At 36.7% G+C, this 21,367-nt stretch carries 22 protein-coding genes; 7 read left to right on the top strand and 15 right to left on the bottom strand.

Annotated elements, in window-relative coordinates:
- Nucleotides 1-140: 140 nt before the first annotated feature.
- A complete protein-coding gene (locus tag V7138_RS24560; protein ID WP_335402564.1) occupies nucleotides 141-566 on the bottom strand; it encodes a DoxX family protein in 426 nt (141 codons plus the stop codon).
- Between the two features lies 1 nt (nucleotide 567).
- A complete protein-coding gene (locus V7138_RS24555; protein WP_335402563.1) occupies nucleotides 568-1,230 on the bottom strand; it encodes an alpha/beta hydrolase in 663 nt (220 codons plus the stop codon).
- A 228-nt stretch (nucleotides 1,231-1,458) separates the two neighbouring features.
- Between V7138_RS24555 and V7138_RS24550 the strand changes: the two genes are divergently transcribed.
- Nucleotides 1,459-1,998, top strand: a complete 540-nt coding sequence (locus tag V7138_RS24550; protein ID WP_335402561.1) for a helix-turn-helix domain-containing protein — start codon at nucleotides 1,459-1,461, stop codon at nucleotides 1,996-1,998.
- A 161-nt stretch (nucleotides 1,999-2,159) separates the two neighbouring features.
- A complete protein-coding gene (guaC, locus tag V7138_RS24545) occupies nucleotides 2,160-3,143 on the top strand; it encodes a GMP reductase (RefSeq protein ID WP_335402560.1) in 984 nt (327 codons plus the stop codon).
- Between the two features lie 15 nt (nucleotides 3,144-3,158).
- Here the strand turns inward: guaC and V7138_RS24540 are convergent, their stop codons facing one another.
- Nucleotides 3,159-3,290, bottom strand: coding sequence for a hypothetical protein (locus V7138_RS24540; RefSeq protein WP_335402558.1), 132 nt, complete (start codon nucleotides 3,288-3,290; stop codon nucleotides 3,159-3,161).
- Nucleotides 3,291-3,347: 57 nt separating this feature from the next.
- Nucleotides 3,348-3,572: a hypothetical protein gene (locus V7138_RS24535; RefSeq protein ID WP_335402557.1), complete on the bottom strand. Its 225-nt coding sequence runs from the start codon at nucleotides 3,570-3,572 to the stop codon at nucleotides 3,348-3,350.
- A 34-nt stretch (nucleotides 3,573-3,606) separates the two neighbouring features.
- Between V7138_RS24535 and V7138_RS24530 the strand changes: the two genes are divergently transcribed.
- Nucleotides 3,607-3,852, top strand: coding sequence for a DUF2164 domain-containing protein (locus tag V7138_RS24530; RefSeq protein ID WP_335402556.1), 246 nt, complete (start codon nucleotides 3,607-3,609; stop codon nucleotides 3,850-3,852).
- 48 nt (nucleotides 3,853-3,900) lie between these two features.
- On the top strand, nucleotides 3,901-4,065 hold the full coding sequence (locus V7138_RS24525; RefSeq protein ID WP_335402554.1) for a hypothetical protein: 165 nt from the start codon (nucleotides 3,901-3,903) through the stop codon (nucleotides 4,063-4,065).
- Nucleotides 4,066-4,154: 89 nt separating this feature from the next.
- On the opposite strand, the gene V7138_RS24520 is transcribed toward V7138_RS24525, so the two are convergent.
- Entirely contained in the window at nucleotides 4,155-5,510 is a 1,356-nt protein-coding gene (locus tag V7138_RS24520) for an MFS transporter (RefSeq protein WP_335402553.1), read from the bottom strand.
- Nucleotides 5,511-5,582: 72 nt separating this feature from the next.
- Here V7138_RS24520 and V7138_RS24515 point away from each other — a divergent pair, with 72 nt between their 5' ends.
- On the top strand, nucleotides 5,583-5,801 hold the full coding sequence (locus V7138_RS24515) for a hypothetical protein (protein WP_335402551.1): 219 nt from the start codon (nucleotides 5,583-5,585) through the stop codon (nucleotides 5,799-5,801).
- 45 nt (nucleotides 5,802-5,846) lie between these two features.
- Here the strand turns inward: V7138_RS24515 and V7138_RS24510 are convergent, their stop codons facing one another.
- The 9 genes from V7138_RS24510 to V7138_RS24470 all read right to left on the bottom strand — a co-directional run bounded on the left by V7138_RS24510 (nucleotide 5,847) and on the right by V7138_RS24470 (nucleotide 17,282).
- A complete protein-coding gene (locus V7138_RS24510; protein ID WP_335402550.1) occupies nucleotides 5,847-7,454 on the bottom strand; it encodes an ABC1 kinase family protein in 1,608 nt (535 codons plus the stop codon).
- 173 nt (nucleotides 7,455-7,627) lie between these two features.
- Entirely contained in the window at nucleotides 7,628-8,686 is a 1,059-nt protein-coding gene (locus V7138_RS24505) for an ABC transporter permease (RefSeq protein WP_335402549.1), read from the bottom strand.
- Between the two features lies 1 nt (nucleotide 8,687).
- The gene (locus V7138_RS24500; RefSeq protein WP_335402548.1) at nucleotides 8,688-10,190 is read right to left on the bottom strand and encodes a sugar ABC transporter ATP-binding protein; all 1,503 of its coding nucleotides are present in this window, start codon (nucleotides 10,188-10,190) and stop codon (nucleotides 8,688-8,690) included.
- 107 nt (nucleotides 10,191-10,297) lie between these two features.
- The gene (locus V7138_RS24495) at nucleotides 10,298-11,281 is read right to left on the bottom strand and encodes an ABC transporter substrate-binding protein (protein WP_335402547.1); all 984 of its coding nucleotides are present in this window, start codon (nucleotides 11,279-11,281) and stop codon (nucleotides 10,298-10,300) included.
- 159 nt (nucleotides 11,282-11,440) lie between these two features.
- On the bottom strand, nucleotides 11,441-12,439 hold the full coding sequence (locus V7138_RS24490) for a Gfo/Idh/MocA family protein (RefSeq protein ID WP_335402546.1): 999 nt from the start codon (nucleotides 12,437-12,439) through the stop codon (nucleotides 11,441-11,443).
- A gap of 547 nt (nucleotides 12,440-12,986) precedes the next feature.
- Complete coding sequence (locus V7138_RS24485) at nucleotides 12,987-13,994, bottom strand: Gfo/Idh/MocA family protein (RefSeq protein ID WP_335402545.1); 1,008 nt, start codon at nucleotides 13,992-13,994, stop codon at nucleotides 12,987-12,989.
- A 48-nt stretch (nucleotides 13,995-14,042) separates the two neighbouring features.
- The gene (locus V7138_RS24480; protein WP_335402544.1) at nucleotides 14,043-15,032 is read right to left on the bottom strand and encodes a LacI family DNA-binding transcriptional regulator; all 990 of its coding nucleotides are present in this window, start codon (nucleotides 15,030-15,032) and stop codon (nucleotides 14,043-14,045) included.
- A 456-nt stretch (nucleotides 15,033-15,488) separates the two neighbouring features.
- A complete protein-coding gene (locus tag V7138_RS24475; protein ID WP_335402542.1) occupies nucleotides 15,489-16,013 on the bottom strand; it encodes a CBO0543 family protein in 525 nt (174 codons plus the stop codon).
- Nucleotides 16,014-16,115: 102 nt separating this feature from the next.
- The gene (locus V7138_RS24470) at nucleotides 16,116-17,282 is read right to left on the bottom strand and encodes an LL-diaminopimelate aminotransferase (protein WP_335402541.1); all 1,167 of its coding nucleotides are present in this window, start codon (nucleotides 17,280-17,282) and stop codon (nucleotides 16,116-16,118) included.
- 156 nt (nucleotides 17,283-17,438) lie between these two features.
- Here V7138_RS24470 and V7138_RS24465 point away from each other — a divergent pair, with 156 nt between their 5' ends.
- Nucleotides 17,439-18,668: an MFS transporter gene (locus tag V7138_RS24465; protein ID WP_335402540.1), complete on the top strand. Its 1,230-nt coding sequence runs from the start codon at nucleotides 17,439-17,441 to the stop codon at nucleotides 18,666-18,668.
- Nucleotides 18,669-18,797: 129 nt separating this feature from the next.
- Entirely contained in the window at nucleotides 18,798-20,606 is a 1,809-nt protein-coding gene (locus V7138_RS24460; RefSeq protein ID WP_335402539.1) for an HD domain-containing phosphohydrolase, read from the top strand.
- 13 nt (nucleotides 20,607-20,619) lie between these two features.
- Here V7138_RS24460 and V7138_RS24455 read toward each other — a convergent pair whose 3' ends face one another.
- The gene (locus tag V7138_RS24455) at nucleotides 20,620-21,237 is read right to left on the bottom strand and encodes a class I SAM-dependent methyltransferase (protein WP_335402538.1); all 618 of its coding nucleotides are present in this window, start codon (nucleotides 21,235-21,237) and stop codon (nucleotides 20,620-20,622) included.
- Nucleotides 21,238-21,367 lie beyond the last annotated feature (130 nt).

The raw sequence follows: 21,367 nt of genomic DNA, 5'->3' as shown, positions 1-21,367 counted from the left end.
TTACTCATCTTTTTCCCCAGTCCCTGTTGTAATTCTGTAGTTGTGTTTCTTAATTATACAAAAAAGTACCCTATAGGTAGACTTTTTTTATGTGTCTACTCTATAGGGTACATTTTACTCCGAAGGTAATACTTTTTTACTTAATTCACGGATGTTGTTGTATTTTCTTTCCCTTTTCCAATCAATTGGTCTAAAGCAAATGCCTTTGAACCAGTTATAGCTAGCATCACAGCCATCGCAAGAAATGCTAAATCTAATTCATAACCTGCCATTTGACCATTACCTAAAAATCCGATTGCAAGCTTCACTTTAACGATTGCACCAACCATCACAATCGCAAATAAGATTGACACGATTCGACTAAATAATCCAAGCACTAACATAATTCCACCAACAAGCTCAATAACTGCTACTCCATATGCTAAGACACCTGGTAATCCGATGCTTTCAAACCAACCAACCGTATTTTCAATTCCATCTTGAAATTTCACAAGTCCATGAATAAAAAACGTAATCCCTAAAACGACTCTAATAATTAAATTTCCTAATTCAAATTTATTTTCCATCTCAATTTCCTTCATCTTTTAATTCGTTCGTGATCCATTCCATTAAATCACGATAATTTTGTAATGAAACAGTATGTCCTTCTGGATAAGATTGAAAACGAACATTCGCTCCATGCTTTTCAAAAAACTCTTTACTCTCCACTCCCCATTGATAAGGCAACACAGGGTCATGTTCCCCATGTGATATGAAGATTGAAAGGTTTTTAACTGATTGGATCTCATATTCCTCTTTTACAAAACCAGGAATATACCCGCTCAAGGCAACAATGCCCTTAATACGTTCTCCCAACGCAAGCCCCAAAGTCATCGAAACGATAGCTCCTTGGCTGAATCCTAATAAATACACATTTTCTTGATCAATCGGATAAGTATGGGAAGCATAATCAAGAAAATTTTTGAGCTGTTCAATGCTCTGATCGAATACTTCTCTGTGCGGTTTGCCATAGCCTTCTATCGTAAAAAAGGCATACCCTGGTGGCTGTGCTAATGGACCACGGATACTAAAAATATAAAATGAATTCTCCAAGCCTTTTACTAAAGAGAGGAGATCTTGTTCATTACTTCCCATTCCATGCATTAAAAATAAAGCAGGATATTTTCTATCAGGATCTATTGTTGAAGGATTACGAAGTTCATAAACAAAAGGTGCGTTCAATTTAATCATCCCTTCTTGATATTATTTACTTAAAGTATCCCCACAGCAGAGTATTTATATAGAAATAAAATATTCTTATAAAGAAACATAAAGATAAAAAAATAAAACTATCAAGGTTTGTTTCCTAATATGAATATTTGTTGCTTATAAGATAACAAGATACATAGTAGCTTGTCAACAATTTTTTTGCTACTATGAATATAAGTTTCCTAATTGATAACATGTGAGGTACAAATTATGGATATTGGTGCTAAAATTCGTGCGATACGAAATCGAAAAAAAATAACGATCGCCCAAATGTGTGAAAGTACAGGTTTATCAAAGGGTTTTATTAGTAATGTTGAAAATAACAATACTTCTCCATCCATTAATACGTTAAAAACAATCGCAGATTTCCTGGAGATTCCACTCCCCTACTTATTATTAGAAAAGAAAGAACATATGCGAGTTGTTCGGAAGGATGCTCGCACAAAAACGACTTTTAATAACTTACAAGTGGAACATCTCACCTCTAAAGGGGGCTTACGGATGATGATTGTGGAATGTCCACCTGGTGCTTCCATGGGAGAACCGAACGCTCACGAAGGCGAGGAATGTCATTTAGTCTTAAAAGGAAAAATCCTTGCCGAGCAAGGGGAAGATTCCATTATCGTTGAAGAAGGAGATTCCTTTAGCTGGAATGCAAGCGTACCTCATTTTGTAAAAAACATCGGGGATACTACAGCTGTGATCCTAATTTCTGTCTACTCCGATTCGGAATTGAATGATATTTTATAAGTTTAAGCCTGCGACAATCGCAGGCTTTTTTTGATTGATTCTTGTTCGGATACAAATAATAAAAAAGCTTTGACATCATTTATAAAATCATGTACAGTATCTAATGTACGAACATTATTAAATGATAAAGAAAATAATATTCGGTTTTAGGAGTGTTTTAAATGGAAAATGTATTTGACTATGAAGATATTCAATTAATCCCTGCAAAATGTATTGTAAACAGTCGTTCTGAGTGTGACACAACAGTTGAATTTGGTGGCCACACATTTAAACTCCCGGTTGTCCCTGCAAACATGCAGACTATTATAGATGAGAAAATCGCATTATTTTTAGCTGAAAATGGCTATTTCTATATCATGCACCGTTTCAATCCAGAAAAACGTGTTGATTTTATCAAAGATATGCACTCTCGTGGGTTAATCGCTTCGATCAGTGTTGGTGTGAAACCTGAAGAATACACATTTGTCGAACAACTAGCTCAAGAAAACCTAGTACCAGAATTTATTACAATTGATATTGCACATGGTCATTCCAACTCCGTTATTGAAATGATTAAGCATATTAAGGCGCATTTACCAAAAAGCTTTGTCATTGCCGGCAACGTTGGTACACCAGAGGCAGTAAGAGAATTAGAAAATGCCGGTGCTGACGCAACAAAGGTTGGAATCGGACCTGGTAAGGTTTGTATCACTAAAATCAAAACTGGTTTCGGAACGGGCGGATGGCAGCTTGCTGCACTTCGTTGGTGTGCAAAAGCTGCAACGAAGCCTGTTATTGCTGACGGTGGAATCCGTACACACGGCGATATCGCAAAATCAGTCCGTTTCGGAGCGAAAATGGTGATGATCGGTTCCCTATTCGCAGGACATGAAGAATCACCAGGCGAAACAAAAGAAATTGACGGTAAACTAGTGAAAGAATACTTCGGTTCAGCTTCTGAATTCCAAAAAGGTGAAAAGAAGAACGTTGAAGGTAAGAAAATCTATGTTGAGCACAAAGGCTCATTAAAAGATACACTTAAAGAAATGGAGCAAGACCTACAATCTGCTATCTCTTATTCTGGCGGAAACAAATTAGATTCCATCCGCCACGTTGATTATGTAGTCGTTAAAAACTCAATCTTCAACGGAGATCGCATCTACTAATAGGAAAAGGATGAGCTAACTCGGCTCATCCTTGTTTTTTTGCACTAATTTATCGATAAATTCATATTCAAGAGGAATTTCTGTTGTTGTATAGAAAAAGCCCTTATACCGAATCGTATCACTCGAATTAATAATTAATTCTTTCATAATCTCTCCTTTCTTGTTGTAAATCGTGGTATTAAAACGGTACCCCATGTAGCCTGCCTAGAGCTTCCCTTTCTTAAAGGTAACCTCGTTTAAATTCTTAATGATTCTGTCCACTTCCTCATCTGAAGTGATATCAAACCTAAATCCTGAGTTCCCATCGACAATATGTATTTTAGAAACCTGATCTGGATTTAGATCAAAAAGCTTGTGAGGCACATATGTAAAACTGTATAGTAGGACAAGAAGTAGCAGTATTATTACTAAAATGAGTTTAAGTTTCATTAGGCTTCCACCTTTTAGAATAGGAGTGTTTTACTTGTTTATTAAACTTTCAAAGGAACAACAGCAATTAATGATATCCGACATACAGGAATTTTTCTCACTTGAAAGAGATGAAGAAATCAGTGAGTTTGCAGCTGAACAGGTTTTGCATTTTGTAAAAGACAAACTAGCCCCACATATTTACAATGCGGCCGTCCATGATGTAAAAGCTGTGGTCGATCAACAATTTGCCTCCCTTGATGATGAAATACTAACATTAGAAAGACCCATCAGAAGATAGTCTAGAATTTTGTCGATTGCTTACACTACTAGTAAGGAGTGATTGCAAATGACAAAAGATAAATACAAACCTTTTGATCAAGAGGATACATATGGCGTGTTTAAATCTGAGATGGAAGTTGATTCTGACGTTAACGAAGACATGAACCGCGAAAGATTATTGGATGAATCAGTTGAAGCGTTTATTAGAACGAAAAAAAATCTCCCTAAATAATTCGAGAGATTGAGGTGAGAATCCTTCTTAAGCTGTGAATCTTTTGTTTAAAAAACAAGCCATATGCCCGCAGCATTATGGCTTTTCGTTTACCATTGTTCCATCTTCATTTTTTGATTCGTTACGTAAAACATCCCGGGAATGATGATTAGTGAAACAACCAACAAAACAATCGTCATTGAATTCTTACTCATATCATTTAATCCAACTGCAAAAACGACACCATATATGCTCGATGCTAGGATGTTTCCGATAAATCTTGATGTCATCAGTAAACCCGAGGCAATTCCAGTCTGAGCTACACTAATGAACGTATATAACAGGTTTTGCAGGCTGATATTCATCAAACCGTTACTCACTCCAAACAACGCCAATACCAAGATAATCCAAAGTAACGGAGAGTTTTTCGTGGTGACATAAAGGAAAACGACTCCGATAATTCCAATCCCTGCACCAGCAAGTAACGGAACCCGGTAGCCCACTTTTTCCGCCCATCTTGTCGCAATGGGTGTTGTCATCATCGCAAATACGGATAAGGCCAACATCATCAATCCAGTATATTTTGAACCAAGCTCGATAACCTCCTGTAAATAGATGGGGGTAAATAAAAGAATTGAGAAGAATATCAGTGTTGATAAGATATACTGAGCGTAAACAACTGAAATGGTTGGATTCTTTCTCAAAAAGACAACATTGATCAATGGATCTGTTTTCTTTTTTTCGTAGGTATAAAAAAGAAGGGACAGACCAATCGAAAGAATCAATGACCAAACCTCAAATCCACCTTCTAATGATAACAAAAAGACCATCCAGCTTGTGATAAAGGCACTGAATAAAATCATTCCAACGATATCCCATTTAAATGTCGTGCCCTTCGTTGGCTCATCTTTCGGGATAAAGAACCATGTTAATAGTGCTGACACAAAAATAACCGGAAGATTGACATAAAAAATAACCGGCCATCCCCCATATTGAATCAGTAAACCACTGATCGTAGGTCCAAACGCTGCGGAAGTTGTTGCAAATACCGCTAACGTACCAATTACCCGATTTTGATTTTGTTTAATATATAACCGGACCATGCCTATTCCTGCTGGATATAATGCGGATGTGCCAAGCGCTTGAATCAGTCTCATGCTTAGAAGCATCATCATGCTTTTCGACATTGGTGCAAGGATTGATGAAATCAAAACTAACAATAGTCCGATAAGAAAAATCCGTTTCCTTCCATAATGGTCACTCAGTCTTCCGATGATTGGTAAAAAAATAGCACTTACAATGAAGTAAGAGGCAATTAACCATGAAATATCAGCTGATGAAAGCTTGAAATCCTGTTGTATTGATGATAAAGCGACCGTAATCATCGTTGTATTGAGTGGATTTAAAATGGCCCCTAATGCAATCGCGATGATTAATAATCTTGGATTTTTAATAGTAACAGACATTGTGCATTCCCCTTTTACCTGATTAAAATAGTGTATCACACAAACATTCTTTCAGGTGGAAAAAAGGATGGATTGGCAAAAGCTAAATTTAGACTAAAGAATTGGGGGATGGATATGTTTAGCAGAGCAACGAAAATCACAACACTGTTTTGGATTGCGATTCTTGGGGTTATTTTAACCACAATCTATACAATTGTGATTATGATTCAAGGCAGTAGAACGATGAAGATGATCCGTTACATGTATAATCAACATAAAAAGCGTGGAGAACAAGAAAATCGCGGGGAATGACCCTCGCGATATTTTTATTCCTCTATTTTAAAAGCTAGGCCTGTTTCATCTCCGTTTTTCATGCATGTACTTCATCCATTTTTTCTGTTTATGCATAACTACAAAATACCCTATTCCAGATATGACGGTGAGCCCTGCAGATAGTGATAGCAGCATGGAATGAGTCGCAATAGTGCCCGCCGTAATTCCAGCAATACCAACTAAAGATAACAGAAATAAATGCTTTTTATTATTTTCATATATGGTAAATTGAAATTCTCTTCTTTGTTCAATTTCCTTTAAATCCTCTAATTTTTGAGGTAACTGAAGGAATTCCTGGACTGAATGATAGATCTTAAATACAGGCAGGGTTTGAATCCAATTTAAAACGAAGGACCATTTCTGATTTCCAGATTTATGTAACCAATTCATAAATACATGCTTCACAATGTCTACTACCTCGTCCTCTTCCATTAAATGAAATAGTATTCCTTCAATGGCTACGAAGGACCGACCTAAAAAAACAAATCGGGTTGGAACCTGAATGGGGAGTGCCTGAACAATATCATTCATTTCCCGTTTAAAGGCTACTATGTCCAATTCCTTTATTTGGGACAAATCAAATGACATCCATTCCTCTAGGAGTTTTTCCATCGTTCTATGGTCAAATTCAGGTAATAAAAATCCCAACTGCGATAAACAATCTACTGCCTTTGAATAATTCTTTGTCATAAAGCTTTCAACCAAGCTTTGAAAATTTTTAGCATCTTTTTTCGAGATTTCTCCAACCATACCAAAGTCCAGTAAGATAATTTTACCTTCCTTTGAGAGAAGTACATTTCCTGGATGTGGATCTGCGTGAAACAAACCGGGCTCGAGCCACTGAGGAAGAAAGAGTTCTATCAGATTTTCAGCCAGCTTTTTTCGGTCAACAGAATCCGCCATATCTGAAATCTTGTTTCCATCTACCCATTCCATAACAAGAACCTTTGAAGTACTGTGCTCTGGGTATGCCTCAGGGATTTTCACACTGTTATAACTCTTAAATCGTTCTTTAAACACTTCAAGGGTTTGCAGTTCCAATGTATAATCCAACTCACGCTCAATCACTTGCCTAATTTCTCTAAACAAAATTCTAAAATTGATAAATCCCTTTGGAACCGGTACAAAATGATCAGCAAACCAGATAATAATGGACAGCGTTCGGAAATCTGTTTTGAGGATTGATTGGATATGCGGTCTTTGGACTTTAACCGCAACTTTTTTTCCATTCGTTAATATTCCCTTGTATACTTCTCCAATTGAGGCAGAAGCAATTGCTTCTTTTTCAATAGATTGTAAAATTCCATGAATGGGGCTCCCCCACTCCTCTTTAAGAATTTCCTCAATTTCCTCCCATTCTGACGAGGGAACCTTATCCGTTAAATCTTGAATTTGCTTAATGAAAGGCTCGGGAAGCAAATCAGCCCTGGTACTTAGAATTTGTCCAACCTTAATCAGTAAACCTTCCAATTCAAAAAGTGTGCTCCGAAACCGTGCACCCATTTCCTCCCAAAGTGTATCCCATTCAGCCTGTGGCTTTTTGCGAAATTTATACCAGTAGATTTTTATAAAAATCACAAAAGCGAGCGAAAGTACTTTCGACATTCGAACAAACTTATTTTTATTCTTCATTTTGAAATCACTCATTTCTCCGGCGCATACTATACTGAATACTTCAATAAAAAAAGCATTTCTCCTTTAAAAAAGAAATGCTTTTAAGTGTTTTTATTTGTAGTTATTCAAAAATAGACTGCAGTTCCATCGGAAGACCTATATAGTTTTCCGCTAGACTAAAGTTAAATGCGTTAAGAAGCTTTCTCTTTCTTCTGCAATAAAACAGCGGCGATTACAATAACCCCTTTAAATGCTTCTCGTAAAAACGGTGGTACACCGAAAAGATTAAGTAAGTTATTCATAACGGCAATAATTAGCATACCGTAAACAGTTCCAAGGATGAATCCTCTTCCACCCATCATATTTGTTCCTCCAACAACTGCTGCAGCGATTGCATCCATTTCCATTCCTCTTCCTGCATTCGAAAAGTCCATTGATCCAATTCTCGAAACCTGGATAATTGCGGCAATAGACACTAGCAACCCCATTAAAGCATATACACGGAGCTTCACTTTATCTACATTAATACCAGAAAGCTTAGCAGCTCTTTCATTTGAACCGACTGCAATGATATGTCTTCCGAAAGTTGTTTTTTTCGATACATAGTGGAGAATATACGCAATGACCGCCCAGTAAATAATTGGCATAATCATGTAATTTCCAATTTTAAAGCTTGCAATCTGTAAAAATTCTACTGGAACAGTAGGATTATACCCTTGCATAAAATGCTGTGTTACACTTCTAAAAATCATCATGGCTCCTAATGTAGCAATAAATGGAGGAACATTCCCCTTTGTTATGCTTACTCCAATTAGAGAACCTAAAAGATATCCTGCTAGTAATACGAATACAATCGTAATAATAAATGCAGGCGCGCCTGTTATTCCCATTATTCCCAAGAAACCTTTTGTACCCGTATCTAAGAGCATCATTGAAAAAGCACCTGTAACAACCAAGGTAGAACCAACTGCTAGATCTATTCCGCCTGTCATAATAACAAACGTCATGCCCAAAGCAACGATAGCTGTACCTGCGTTATTTCGCAAAATATTTATCCAGTTGTTAATCCATGATTGAAACCATCCTCCAAAAGAATCGTAATCAAAACCTAATACCAAAGTTTGTAAAATTATCATAATAATTAATGCAATTGCTATACTGAATAGTGGATCATTCGACCATTTATATTTAAACCATCCAAAGAAGTTTTTTTTATTTTTTATCGGTGTATGCTCTATACTTGGCTTCATATTAGCTTACCTCTCCCTCAGTTAAGTCCCCACCCGTAGCAAGACTCATGATGGAATGCTCATTCATATCTTCTCCAGCGACTTCTCCTTGAATGGTTCCATGGTACATGACGATTGCTCGGTCACAGACTCGGATTATTTCCTGAGCTTCACTGGAAAGAACAACAACAGCTATGTTTTCTTCAGCAAGTTTCAAAATAATATCATATATATCTTCCTTTGCACCTACGTCAACCCCTTGGGTAGGATTGTCCAGAATAAGAAGTTTTGGGTTAGCTGCCAACCATTTTGCTAGAACAACCTTTTGCTGGTTGCCCCCAGAAAGACTCGTGATTCCATCTGTAAGTTCACCCATTTTTAATCGTAATGCATTCCTCTGCTCTTCAAAAATCGCCTGATGCTTTTTCATATTAATCGTGCCACGTTTTGAAAATGATGGCCAGGTAACTATTGAGGCATTTTCTAAAATGTTCATATCCTTGATGATCGCATTTTCTTTACGATTTCGCGGCAGGTACGCAATTCCTTCTTTGATTGCTTTGGTCGTACTTGTGATTTTAACCTCTTTGCCATTTAAGATAATTTTTCCATATGAAAATGGAGAAGATCCAAAAATAGATTGAAACAGTTCACTTCGACCATCTCCAAGTAGACCTGTGAAACCCACTATTTCACCTGCTCGTATTGAAAAGCTAATATCCCTAAAAATATGACCTGAGGTTAGCCCTTCTACACGCAGAATCTCATTACCAGGATTCTTCTCCCTAACTAAAGGTTCTGTTCTCACATCATGTCCTACCATATATCGCGCGAGATCATTTGTGGTTACATCAGTTACATTTCCTTCGGACACCAGGTTTCCATCACGAAGCACGAGAAAACGATTACAAATTTCCATCACTTCATTTAATTTATGGGAGATAAAAATAATACCGACATTATGCTCCTTAAGTGTTCTCATCATCGCAAATACTCTCTCAATTTCCTGGTCAGTTAAGGAAGTGGTTGGTTCGTCCATAATAATAAGAGACGCACTTGCCATCATAGCCCGACATATTTCAATGATTTGTTTATAAGAAGCATCAAGGTCACGCACCAATTTATTCGGATCTAGATCTACGTTCATTTTTTTGAACATTTCTTTTGTTTCTTGATACATTTTTTCTAAATCCAAGCTACCTCTTTTTGTTTTTAGCTCACGACCAAGAAACATATTTTCATAGATTGGTAAGTCATTGATTAAGTTCAGTTCCTGATGAATGAAAGCAATTCCTGCATCCTGAGATTCTGCTGGTTTAGCAAATTCCACTTGGTTCCCATCAATATGGATTGAACCAGAATCCATTTGCAGTACTCCACCCAATATGTTCATTAGCGTGGACTTTCCAGCCCCATTTTCTCCAAGCAATGCGCAGATTTCACCGCCTTTTAAGGTAAAAGATATATCCTTAAGGACATCATTGCTTCCAAAGGATTTTCGAATATGTTTCATCTCAATTATCATGTCATCACTTCCAAACCTTTAAAATCACTACAACACTCAAAAAGTTAGTAAAAGAGATAGGCTACAGCAGCTGCGCCATAGCCCTCCTAATTCACAATCTCTGCTTTTTAGTACGGTGAACCCTCATCAAGAAACTCTTCATAATTCTCTCTATCAACAACGGTTGTAGGAATAATGGTTTCCATTTCAACCTCTTCACCCTTTAAAACCTTAAGTGCGACATCAACAGCATCCTTAACCATAGCTGGACTGTATAGTGCAGATTGAATCCAGATATTTTCATTCTCTGGCATCATTTTAAAATATTCTTGCATTCCACCGCCGCCAGTTACTACTTTAATATCTGTTCTTCCCGCTTCATTGATTGCTTGTAATACACCGATAGAAGTTTCATCATCCAAAGAGTAGACAGCATCAATTTTATCTAGACTTGTTAAAATATCAGCAAAATCTTTCAAACCATCTTCTCTTGTAAACTGAGTTGCATAAGTGTGAAGCTTAATATCTGGAGCGATTTCTTCGATTGTTTCAACAAAACCTTTCTTACGAAGTTCAGAAACTGAGCCAGAGGATGGAACCTCTAGAATAACAACATTCCCTTCTTTACCAATCTTTTCAACAATGTAATTTGCACCTTGAACGCCCATATCCTCGTTATCTCCAGCTACACGATAAACACCTTCAGCATCAATGACAATATCAAAGTTCACAATTTTGATACCTTCATCTAATGCACGTTGAATAGGAACTTCCATTCCCTCCCATTGTGGAAATGCTACAATCGCTTCGGCACCCCAGGTCATTAAATCATCTAATTGCGATGTCATTTCAGCCGCATTGCTACTTGTTTGAATTTGGTACTCAACCTCACTGGAAAGTTCTTTAGCGCGAGCTTCCGCATGGTAAGCAACTGCAGCAACCCATCCATGTGTTACGGCTGGAGCTAAAATACCAACCTTGTACTTTTTACCTGAACCTTCTCCAGAATCCCCAGTTGTCGATTCACCTGTTTTTTCTGAATCACTACATGCACTCAGAACAGGAATTAGAAGTAAAACTAGCAACGATAACAAACGTAAAGCTTTTTTCATAAATAATAACCCCCTCGTTTTTACCTAGTAATCTATTACAATATAGCAAGTGAAACCAATCATCATTCATTTTCTTCTCGTAAATATAAGCGGTTTCATATAGGAGTTAACACATGTTGTAGTTTACTTGAGGATTCTTGTTGTAAGTAGGGTAGTTCGCTAAATTGAAACTTGTTTCCCTGTTTCTAAGGACACTTCAATAGCATTTAGTAGCTTTAATGTATAAAGTACATCATGTAAAGGAATCACAAGATTTTCTTGGTCCTTTTCAATACAATTCACAAAATACGATAGCTCATTTTGAAAAGCGTCACCTTTTTCAATAGGAAGTGCAGTTCCTCCCTCGTGATTATAATAAATTAATTGATTTGGATCTTCCTCTATATGTTGAATATTTTCACCAGCAATCAAATTAAATTCTAGAGTCCCTTGAATCGTTTGTGCCCGCAATGACATTGTAAAAGGATATCCTGTTGGCATTCGTTGAGATGCTTCAACAAAAGCTTTGCTTTTATTCGTAAAGGTAAGGGTGGTCATGACATGGTCCCAAGCACCATATATATTCTTATTTCCTACTGCATACACTGACTCAACCTCGCCCAATAAATAATACACGAAATCAATATCATGGATATGAAGGTCAAATAGGGCTCCGCCACCTTTTTCAGGATATAAAAACCAATCACTCCATCTAGGTACCTGTCCCAATCTCTTTGCATGAATAATTTGAATATCTTTTAATTTGTCAGTTTCAGAAAAAGATTTAATTGCCTTATATGCAGGCCAAAATCGAAGTACATGACCAACAAATAGCTTGACACCGTTTTTATTTACTTCATTCATAATTCGATTGGCTGATTCTAGTGTAAAGGTTAATGGTTTTTCACAAATGATATGCTTTCCTGCTCTAGCAGCCTTGATAATGTATTCTTCATGCAAAAATGTAGGAACACAAAGATCAATAATATCGATTTCATTATTACGTAATAATTCATCGTAATCAGAAACAAATGACCCGTTATAGTTTTGAATAATATCTTTGTCCTTTACTTCATTTCGTGAACAAATGACTGTTACTCTACAATTTTCAAGGTGTTGGTATGCCTCTAAATGCGTTTTTCCTATGAACCCCAAACCAACAAGCCCAATATTTCTCATCTTCTCTCCTCTTATCCTATTAATCTTGAAAGTTATTCAAAGGATATTCTCACAGAATGTTCTACTTCCTAAAGACTTGTGGGACCCGAAGGAGTAAATTCGATTTCTACACTTATAGGACCTTTTAAACTTGGGTTTGAAAGCGTTTTAAATATTTTTCGAGAAATCGACGTCTCCATCTCTATTCCTGTAAAGTTCCATTCATTATATACACCTAATTTATCTGATATTCAAACGATTATGTAAAGTTTTTGCAAACGTCTTAAGTAATTTTCCGGTCGCCCTTTCACTGCATCCTCAAATGAAAAGCCACGATACGTATTAGAGTTAATTGCAAATCAACCCCCCGACCTATGTAATTGATTACAATTACCCAGTACAAGCTTCATATTACTTTCAAACCGAAAGTAACAACAGTAAAATGTAATCCGTTACATTTATAGTATAAGATAAGCAATATTCAGTCAATTCTTTTTAGGTATAAATAATCATTTTTTTCCAATATTAGTATACTCTTTAATTCTCACACACGTTAAGTGTATGAAACTTATAAGCCTAGTATTTTCTCAACTACTCTAAGGGAAGCAATTGCTTGTTCACCTGTAACAGCAGGTTTAACATCATGAATGATTGAATTAATGAATGCATCAATCACTCCTGTATTTGTTTGGGTATCATTCGTCTGAATAACGCCTAATTCATACTTCTTAAACGAGCCATCCTTCTTTTCAACCACGAGTGGTGCTTCAGGAGCATGATAGATTTTCAAGATACCTTTTTGACAGTAGATGATCGTCGAATTATCCTCTGAACCATAATACGTCCACGAAAACGAAGCCGTTCCTAAACGCCCTTTTCTTGTCTTTAATGCACATACTACATTATCACAAACCTCAATGGGCGAATGATTTTCATCCACTTTATCTAAAGTACCATAGAAAGAATGAACTTCTTCAATTTCGTCGTCTAAGAGGTAATGTATTAAATCGATTTTATGAATTCCTAAATCACCAGCAACACCTAAATGTGAACGCTCCTTTTTAAAAAACCAAGTAGAATTTGATTTATTTACACCCCAACTTTCTGGTCCTTGATGACCAAAAGTTGTTTTAAAGGTTAAAATTTCACCTAATTCTTTTTCCACTAAAATTTCTTTCGCTTTTTGGTGCGCCTTGGTAAATCGTTGATTATGATCAACCATTAATTTCTTTCCAGATTTCCGTTCTGCTGTAAGGATTTCCTCAGCGTGCTTTACACTAATAGCTAAAGGTTTTTCGCATAAAACATGCTTCCCACTTAATAATGCATTAGTCGTGTTAATATGGTGGGCATCATTGGAAGAACAATCACTAATCGCTATGATTGAGGGATCGTTTAATAATTCTTCAACTGTTTCTACAGCTCTCCCACCAAATTCCTCTGCCAGACTCTTAGCTCTTTCTAAATTTCGGTCATAAAAAATGATTTCTTCAACATGTTGATTGGCCTTATACTCGGGTGCGTGTCGATGTCGTGTTATCGAACCGCAACCGATAATGCCTACTTTTATACCCACGTATAAAAACCTCCCTATTCATTTCATTCTATGGAGAGGCAGGATACCCTAGCCCATCGTCGATTCACGAATAATGAGTTCATGGTCTAAAATAACATTCTCAATTTTCTCCCCCTTAATACTATTAATCAGCATTTCTGCTGCAATGCAGCCCATTTTATACATTGGCTGTGAAATCGTTGTTAATGTTGGATTTGTCATGTTTGCAAAGCTAATATTATCAAAACCAACGATTGCAACATCATCTGGCACATGTAAGCCACACCCATTGATTGCTTTAAGAGCGCCTATTGCTAATGTATCAGAAACTGCAAAGACAGCAGTTGGCTTTTCCTCCGACTGAAACAGGATCCTCATTGCTTGAACACCATTTTGAAATTCTAGTTCTCTTGTGTGGTAAATCCATTCTTCTCGGATTGGAATGTTAAACTCCCTTAACGCTCTTTCATACCCATTCCGACGTAGTCGTGCATACAAGAACGTTTCATCAGAATTAATGAGCGAAATTTTGTCATGACCTAATTTGATTAGATGCTTTACAGCCTGATAAGCCGCCAATTCATTATCAATGGAAACGTAAGGGATACTTCCCCCTTCGTCATACTCACTACAAAGAATAACGGAGTAATTTTCTGCTAATTCATTAAGCTTATGAATATTGACTGTTGGATCCATCGAAATAACTCCATCAGCCAATTTGTTCTTAACAATATTAAAATAAATATTTTCTCGTGTTGGATTTGAGTCTGTTTCACAAAGAAGTATATTATAGTTATCGGCAATTGCGGTATTTTGAATCCCATTTATGATTTCAGTGTAAAAAGGATTAGATATACTCGGAAGTATTACTAATAACTGTCGACTTTCAGAGTTACGAAGATTTCTTCCTAACATACTAGGTTCATAATTAAGATCTTTTATTGCACTTTCAACTTTAAGTCTTGTTTTTGGACTTACTGACGTAGCATTATTAAGGACCCTTGATACCGTTGCAACGGATACACCTGCTTTTTGAGCTACCTGTTGAATATTCGCCATTGTTGGTCCCCACTTTCAAATCTATGATAAATAATTGTAATCGATTACAAATACAATTTTAAGTTTTCTGAATATTTATGTCAAGATTTAACTATAGACATGTAATTCAACAGTTTTGAAATTGTTTTTATATATTTTTTGCTTTATCATTTGATGTAACGGATTACAAAATACCATATTAGGGAAGATTGATGAAGGTTTTACAAAAGCCATACAAGCGCTTAAACCCATAATGGTGAAGGTGTCTATTAGTGAGATGTCGAGGACGTAAGAATATTAAAGGGAGAAGCATATGGAGTCAAGAAATTAGAACAATGATCTTTTTTCTATTTATCAAGCATTTTCATTTGTTGTATTCATACATTCTTCCCAATCACAAATACAGGAACTCGCGTGGAGTCCCTTTTTTATCATGAATTATATATCCCATTTTTGAACAAGTTACCATTTAAAATTTCACCTGATATATCTCAATGGAATCGGGAACATATTCAAGAGAAAAATAATCCAGATAATGGATATTCCCCACGCAAGGAGAGGTCGTTTTTGATGAAGTCTAAGCATTGGAAACATGACAAGATTAAATAAACAAGACCATCCCAACGTCCAGCCATGATGGTGTTCAATTAGATGGAGATACTTCAAATTGATGAATTCCACTATTGTAAATAGAAACACCCAAATCCCAATCCAAAGCAATTGTTTCGATTTTCCCTTCGGATAACGGCCAAGAAAGATTAACGCTGTGGCTGGATAGCAAACAAACGCAATTAATAAAGTAATGAATGTATGATTGATGAGGATGTTTTTAGCAAATATCGTTTCCTGATAGGTCCAAATGAAGTAATCATGGAACAAAACATTTTTTAAAAGATCTCCCACAATAAAAAATAAAATGGTTGCGTAATATTCACGCCATCCCCTCCAGTCACCCCATTTCACGGCTGCCAAAAGGAATAAGACGTTATAGACTAGGTGCATCGACTACACTCCTGAATATATAATACTTTTATAATACCCAATTTTTTACAATTAAATAAGACGAATCTTGATGTAGATTCGTCTTTTTTTGAAGGTCTTTCGTTATTTTAACAGAGGGATATCTTTTAACCGTTGAACAGCTTTTAGCAAATTCTCTTCATTTTGAACAAGACCAATGCGTACATAGCCTTCCCCACTCGGACCAAAAGCATTTCCTGGAGTGACGACAATTCCCGCTTCATCAATTAAACGGTAGGTAAACTCAGTCGAAGTGAACCCAGACGGAACCTTTGCCCAGACAAACATTGATGCCTTTGGAGAGTCCACTTGCCAGCCTACTTCAGTAAGCCCATTCACAAGAAGATCACGTCGTTTTTTATACGCTTCCCGCAGGTCTTCATTGAAGTTCGACGTGTCACGTAATGCCGCAATCGCTGCTTTTTGAATCGGTAAGAACACCCCGTAATCAAGATTCGATTTAAGGCGGTTCATTGCTGCAATGATTTCCGAATTTCCAACAATATAACCGATCCGACAGCCCGCCATGTTGAAGCTCTTTGAGAGTGAATTGAATTCTACCCCTACTTCTGTTGCTCCTTCAACGGACAAAAAGCTAATCGGTTTTTCTTCAAAATACAATTCCGAATAGGCAAAATCATGAAGTACAATAATCTGATACTTTTTCGCAAACTCGATAACCTTTTTGAAGAAAGCTTTCGTAGCTAGCGCCGGCACCGGGTTTCCTGGAAAGTTTAGGATCATTATTTTCGCCTTTTCTCTTACATCTTCCGGAATCACATCTAAATCCGGTAAAAATTGATTTTCCTCTTTTAGCGGCATTCCATATGGGGTTGCTCCTGCAAGCGCAATACCTGCTGCATATGCCGTGTAGCCAGGATCTGGGACAAGGATATAATCATTCGGGTTTGCAAAAACCATCGGGAAGTGAACGAGTCCATCCTGTGAACCCATCACCATTAAGACTTCGTTCTCTTTTTTTACAGAAACATCAAATCTACGAGAATAGTATTCAGAAATTGCTGTATGTAGCTCGTCCATTCCGGTTAAAGAATATCCATATAAGGAAGGATCTTCGGTATGAGTAATCAGTGCTTCGATAACATAAGGAGGTGGCGGCAAATCCGGGCTCCCCACGCTTAAGTCAATGATGTCATGTCCCTCGCGAATCTTTTGTTTTTTATAGTTTGCTAGTTCGTTAAAAATCGATTCCCCAAACTCATTCATTTTCTGTGATAGTGTAATTTCCAATGCTGACACCTCATTTTTAGAATTACTACCATTATAACAAGATTTTGAAAGTTTAGGTTAAACCTTATCAGGGTCCTACATCTACTTTTTTTATTTTTCTTACCATTTACTGATATAATCATAATCAGCATCACTTTAAAGAAAAGAGGAAATCTTTTGGAAGAAGCAAAAAACCATTCAGAAAAATTATGGACAAAGTATTATTTTCTAGCATTTATTTATGCCATGTCGACACAAATTTCCAATAATATGTTAATGACTGGACTCCCCTTATACGCGATTCACTTGGGTGGGGATAATTCGATTTCGGGCATGCTTTTTGGTTTCTTTATGTTTGTAGCGATCCTTTTCAGACCCTATTTTGGTAAATTAATAGATGAAAAGAGTCGTAGAATCGTGCTCATTATTGGTGCAGTTGTCACTGCTTTTATTACTCTTTCATACGTTATTGCATTTTCGATTAGTCTTCTGCTCGTTATGAGAAGTTTACATGGAATCGGGTTTAGTGCAACTACCAATGCATCAGGAACCGTGATTTCGGATATTGTACCAAAACGCCGCTTGGCAGAAGGTGTTGGTTATTTTGGATTATCCAATACGCTTGCTACGGCCATTGGACCTGCTTTAAGCATCTTTCTGATTCAACAGTTCAATTATCAAATCCTTTTCATTGTTGCCGGTGTGATTGGTTTGATATCCATCCTTTGCAGTCTGTTTATTACGTATGAAAAAAGAAATCCAAACCATGAAATTAGCCCATCAAAAAAGAAAAGAAAGTTTACCGAGGTGCTGTATGAAAAAACAGCTCTTCCTACAGCTTTAGTAACTGCTTTTGTTTATGTTGGGATGGGTGTTGCCTTAACCTTTATTCCAACCTTTGCCCTTTCCTTAGGGATTAAAGACATTGGATTATATTATACGGTTTATTCAGTTGCCCTATTGTTTACCAGAATTGTTGGTGGGAAGCTGGCTGATAGGTATGGTAGTTCATTGGTCATTATTCCCGGATTAATCATTATGACGGGCTCTTTTGTGGTCTTAGCCTATGCACATTCACTCGGAGATTTTATCATTTCAGGCATCCTTTATGGATTAGGATTAGGTTTTGTAGAGCCTGCCTTAAATGCCATTATGATTAAACTTTGTCCCCCTGATCGCAGAGGCGCAGGCAACTCGACGTTTTTTACTGCCAAAGATCTCGGAAGTGGCATCGGAGCGATTTGTTTAGGATTTATTTCCCTTCACGCCGGGTTCAAATCCGTTTTCTTATACAGTGCCTTAAGTATTATGATTGCATTTTTTGCTTATGTATTTATTCTGAGAAGACAAATGATACATGTAAAGAAAACAGAAAGTTTGCAAGCCAGTTTTAGTATCGAATCTTAAATATTAAGAAGTGCCAGGTACCTCCTTTTTGATGGAACCTGGCCTTTTGCATGTTTTTTGGATAGAAGGAAAATATTAAGGGGTAATTGGCGGAAGTAACCAATTAATTTAGATAGATGGAGTAGTTTTATGCAGCGGACTTTATTCCTTGTTTTTATCCTTTCTATTTTTATTGGAGGGTGTCAACAGATTCAAGAAACATCCATTACCAATGGAGAAACGGTTATTCAACCAAATGATGAGATTGTCAAATTAGCTGGCAACTGGACCTTTTATCCTCATTACTTATTAAGTCCAGGAGATTTACACTCCGTAAAAAATCTTCCAAAAGAGAAAATAACCGTACCGGGTTATTGGGATGAACGTAAGGGTTACGGAACTTATCAATTGAATGTTCACTTTCCTCTAAATGCAATTGGTCAAACGAAAGCGATTTATATTCCTCAGGTTTTCAGTGCCTATAAACTATGGATTAATGAAGACCTTGTTTTAGAAAATGGAAAGGTTGGAAAGACAAAACAAGGAATGAAGCCAAAAGGAATACCGAAAGTGATCTATTTTACGGTTTCTCAACAGAATCTTACTTTTTTATTGCAAGTATCAAATTTTCATTTTCATCATGCTGGAATAATGGGTCCCGTTTACTTAGGGAATCCCTCTTTAATTGAGGAAATTACCAAGCGCGATACGTTTATTGAATGGTTTAGTATTGGTGTTTTTTTAATTATTAGTGTCAATCAATTGAATTTATTTGTAAATCGTAGAAAAGACCGTGTTCCTTTATATTTTGGGCTATTTTGTCTTATGTATGGTCTTAGAATTTTAGTAATAGGACAAACTTCTATTTTTCACTTTTTTCCTAATTTGAGTTGGAACCTTGTAGTTAAATGCAATTTTATTGCCATTTTTAGTTGTGTAGCTCTCTTTATTAAATATTTTTCGTTACGTTTCCAACATGATCAAAAGAAGACTCCAGTGACCTTCGTTATTGTTCTTTCACTTATTTGTATTGGATTCATTATCGTTACTGAACCTTATGTGTTTACAAACTTAGTTTATATTCTATACTTCTTATTACTTATCACCTTTTCATACTTTATCTACCTGGTTATTAAAGGAATCAAAATGAAACAGATTGGCGCCTTTGTGATTGCTTTTACGCTATTCATTTTGATTGGAACTGTCATAAATGATCTTATGTACGACGCGCAAATGATCAACACTACCATTTTGTCACCACTTGGCATCATTGCATTTATCGGGGCACAATCGTTTCTGATTTCCAAACGGTTTGCTACCTCTTTTTCTAAAATTGAAATGCTTTCACACGAACTTGAAACAACACAAAAAGAAATTTTATTTACACTTGGGGAAATAACAGAAACCCGTTCAAAAGAAACAGGAAACCATGTAAGGCGGGTAGCTGAATACTCTAAACGATTGGCATTAAAATACGGTTTGTCAGATGAAGAAGCAGAATTACTTAAAGCAGCAACTCCCCTACATGATGTGGGTAAAATAGGAATCCCAGACTCAATCTTAAAGAAACCTGGAAAATTAACGAAAGAAGAATATGAAATAATGAAAACTCATACGACCCTTGGTTATCAAATGTTAAAACACTCGAACAGGAGGATTTTAGAGGCTGCCGCGATAATTGCTTTAACCCATCATGAAAAATACGATGGCAGTGGTTATCCGAAAGGTTTAAAAGGTGAAGAAATCCCCTTATATGGCAGAATTACAGCTATATCTGATGTTTTCGATGCCTTAAGTACGGATCGAGTTTATAAACAGGCATGGAAGATTGAAGAAATTAGAGAATACCTCAAGTCACAAAAAGGGAAACAATTTGATCCTAAGTTAGTCGAGATCTTATTGGAGAATCTCAATGAATTTATTACTATTAAGGAAGCTTTTAAAGATCATGAAGGTTAGCACGATTGTTTTGCTAACCTTCTCTCTTCCCTGGCTTAGCCCAGATTAGATGAACAGCATTGAACATGGAATGCTCCGATTTTACAATTGATAATGGCGATTCTTGCACAAGCGCAAGAATGTCACGGTTCATATGGCATCCCACTTTTTTCAAATGAAAGGAGTTTGTTTTATTTTGAAGCCAGGCAAAGAATGGGTTCGTACTGATTCCATGCTCATAGAGAAGAATCTTCCCATCCTCCTTACACCATGAAGCCATTCGCTGAAGTACAATTTCAGGGTGAGGGTATGAACAAAGAGACAAGGTGGAGATAACCGTATCATAGGCTTTTTCAGGGAGATCAATTTCTTCGACATTACCAAGTAAAAAATCAACTTCACGGGCCTGTTCCATGGCCACGCGCTTCGCTTGTTCAATCATTTTTGGACTAAAGTCAACCGCAGTTATATTCGATGACCTCGGAAAAAACTGAAAGTTTATTCCTGCTCCAACGGATAATTCCAAGATAGTACCGTTAGCAGACTGTAGAAGCTTACTCCTCAATCGAAAATCCATGTTTTTTTGTTTCGCTCGTTTATAATACTTATCCGCTTGCGTATTAAAAATCTCAACTTGACGATCAATGTTCATTTTAGTCACCCCCGCTTTGTTTCAAATTCAGTTTTCATTTACAATAATTGTAAGGCATGTTGGATCGTCAAAGCAATCCAGAAAAGAAAAAAGAGCCCTTTTTAGGGGCTCTCAGAGTGTCGACAAAAGG

Source organism: Bacillus sp. JJ1533 (assembly GCF_036965045.1).
GTDB lineage: Bacteria > Bacillota > Bacilli > Bacillales > Bacillaceae_L > Ferdinandcohnia.
Note: the sequence above shows the minus strand (reverse complement) of the source record. Positions and strands in the feature narration are given on the sequence as shown.

Bases quoted from the DNA above. Each gene is read 5' to 3' on its own strand.
- V7138_RS24500 (WP_335402548.1), bottom strand. From the start codon at position 10,190: ATGATAATTGAGATGAAACATATTCGAAAATCCTTTGGAAGCAATGAT.
- V7138_RS24520 (WP_335402553.1), bottom strand. From the start codon at position 5,510: ATGTCTGTTACTATTAAAAATCCAAGATTATTAATCATCGCGATTGCA.
- V7138_RS24540 (WP_335402558.1), bottom strand. From the start codon at position 3,290: ATGAAAGAATTAATTATTAATTCGAGTGATACGATTCGGTATAAGGGC.
- V7138_RS24490 (WP_335402546.1), bottom strand. From the start codon at position 12,439: ATGAGAAATATTGGGCTTGTTGGTTTGGGGTTCATAGGAAAAACGCAT.
- V7138_RS24505 (WP_335402549.1), bottom strand. From the start codon at position 8,686: ATGAAGCCAAGTATAGAGCATACACCGATAAAAAATAAAAAAAACTTC.
- V7138_RS24550 (WP_335402561.1), top strand. From the start codon at position 1,459: ATGGATATTGGTGCTAAAATTCGTGCGATACGAAATCGAAAAAAAATA.
- V7138_RS24555 (WP_335402563.1), bottom strand. From the start codon at position 1,230: ATGATTAAATTGAACGCACCTTTTGTTTATGAACTTCGTAATCCTTCA.
- V7138_RS24475 (WP_335402542.1), bottom strand. From the start codon at position 16,013: ATGCACCTAGTCTATAACGTCTTATTCCTTTTGGCAGCCGTGAAATGG.
- V7138_RS24460 (WP_335402539.1), top strand. From the start codon at position 18,798: ATGCAGCGGACTTTATTCCTTGTTTTTATCCTTTCTATTTTTATTGGA.
- V7138_RS24525 (WP_335402554.1), top strand. From the start codon at position 3,901: ATGACAAAAGATAAATACAAACCTTTTGATCAAGAGGATACATATGGC.
- V7138_RS24535 (WP_335402557.1), bottom strand. From the start codon at position 3,572: ATGAAACTTAAACTCATTTTAGTAATAATACTGCTACTTCTTGTCCTA.
- V7138_RS24455 (WP_335402538.1), bottom strand. From the start codon at position 21,237: ATGAACATTGATCGTCAAGTTGAGATTTTTAATACGCAAGCGGATAAG.
- V7138_RS24510 (WP_335402550.1), bottom strand. From the start codon at position 7,454: ATGAAGAATAAAAATAAGTTTGTTCGAATGTCGAAAGTACTTTCGCTC.
- V7138_RS24560 (WP_335402564.1), bottom strand. From the start codon at position 566: ATGGAAAATAAATTTGAATTAGGAAATTTAATTATTAGAGTCGTTTTA.
- guaC (WP_335402560.1), top strand. From the start codon at position 2,160: ATGGAAAATGTATTTGACTATGAAGATATTCAATTAATCCCTGCAAAA.
- V7138_RS24480 (WP_335402544.1), bottom strand. From the start codon at position 15,032: ATGGCGAATATTCAACAGGTAGCTCAAAAAGCAGGTGTATCCGTTGCA.
- V7138_RS24495 (WP_335402547.1), bottom strand. From the start codon at position 11,281: ATGAAAAAAGCTTTACGTTTGTTATCGTTGCTAGTTTTACTTCTAATT.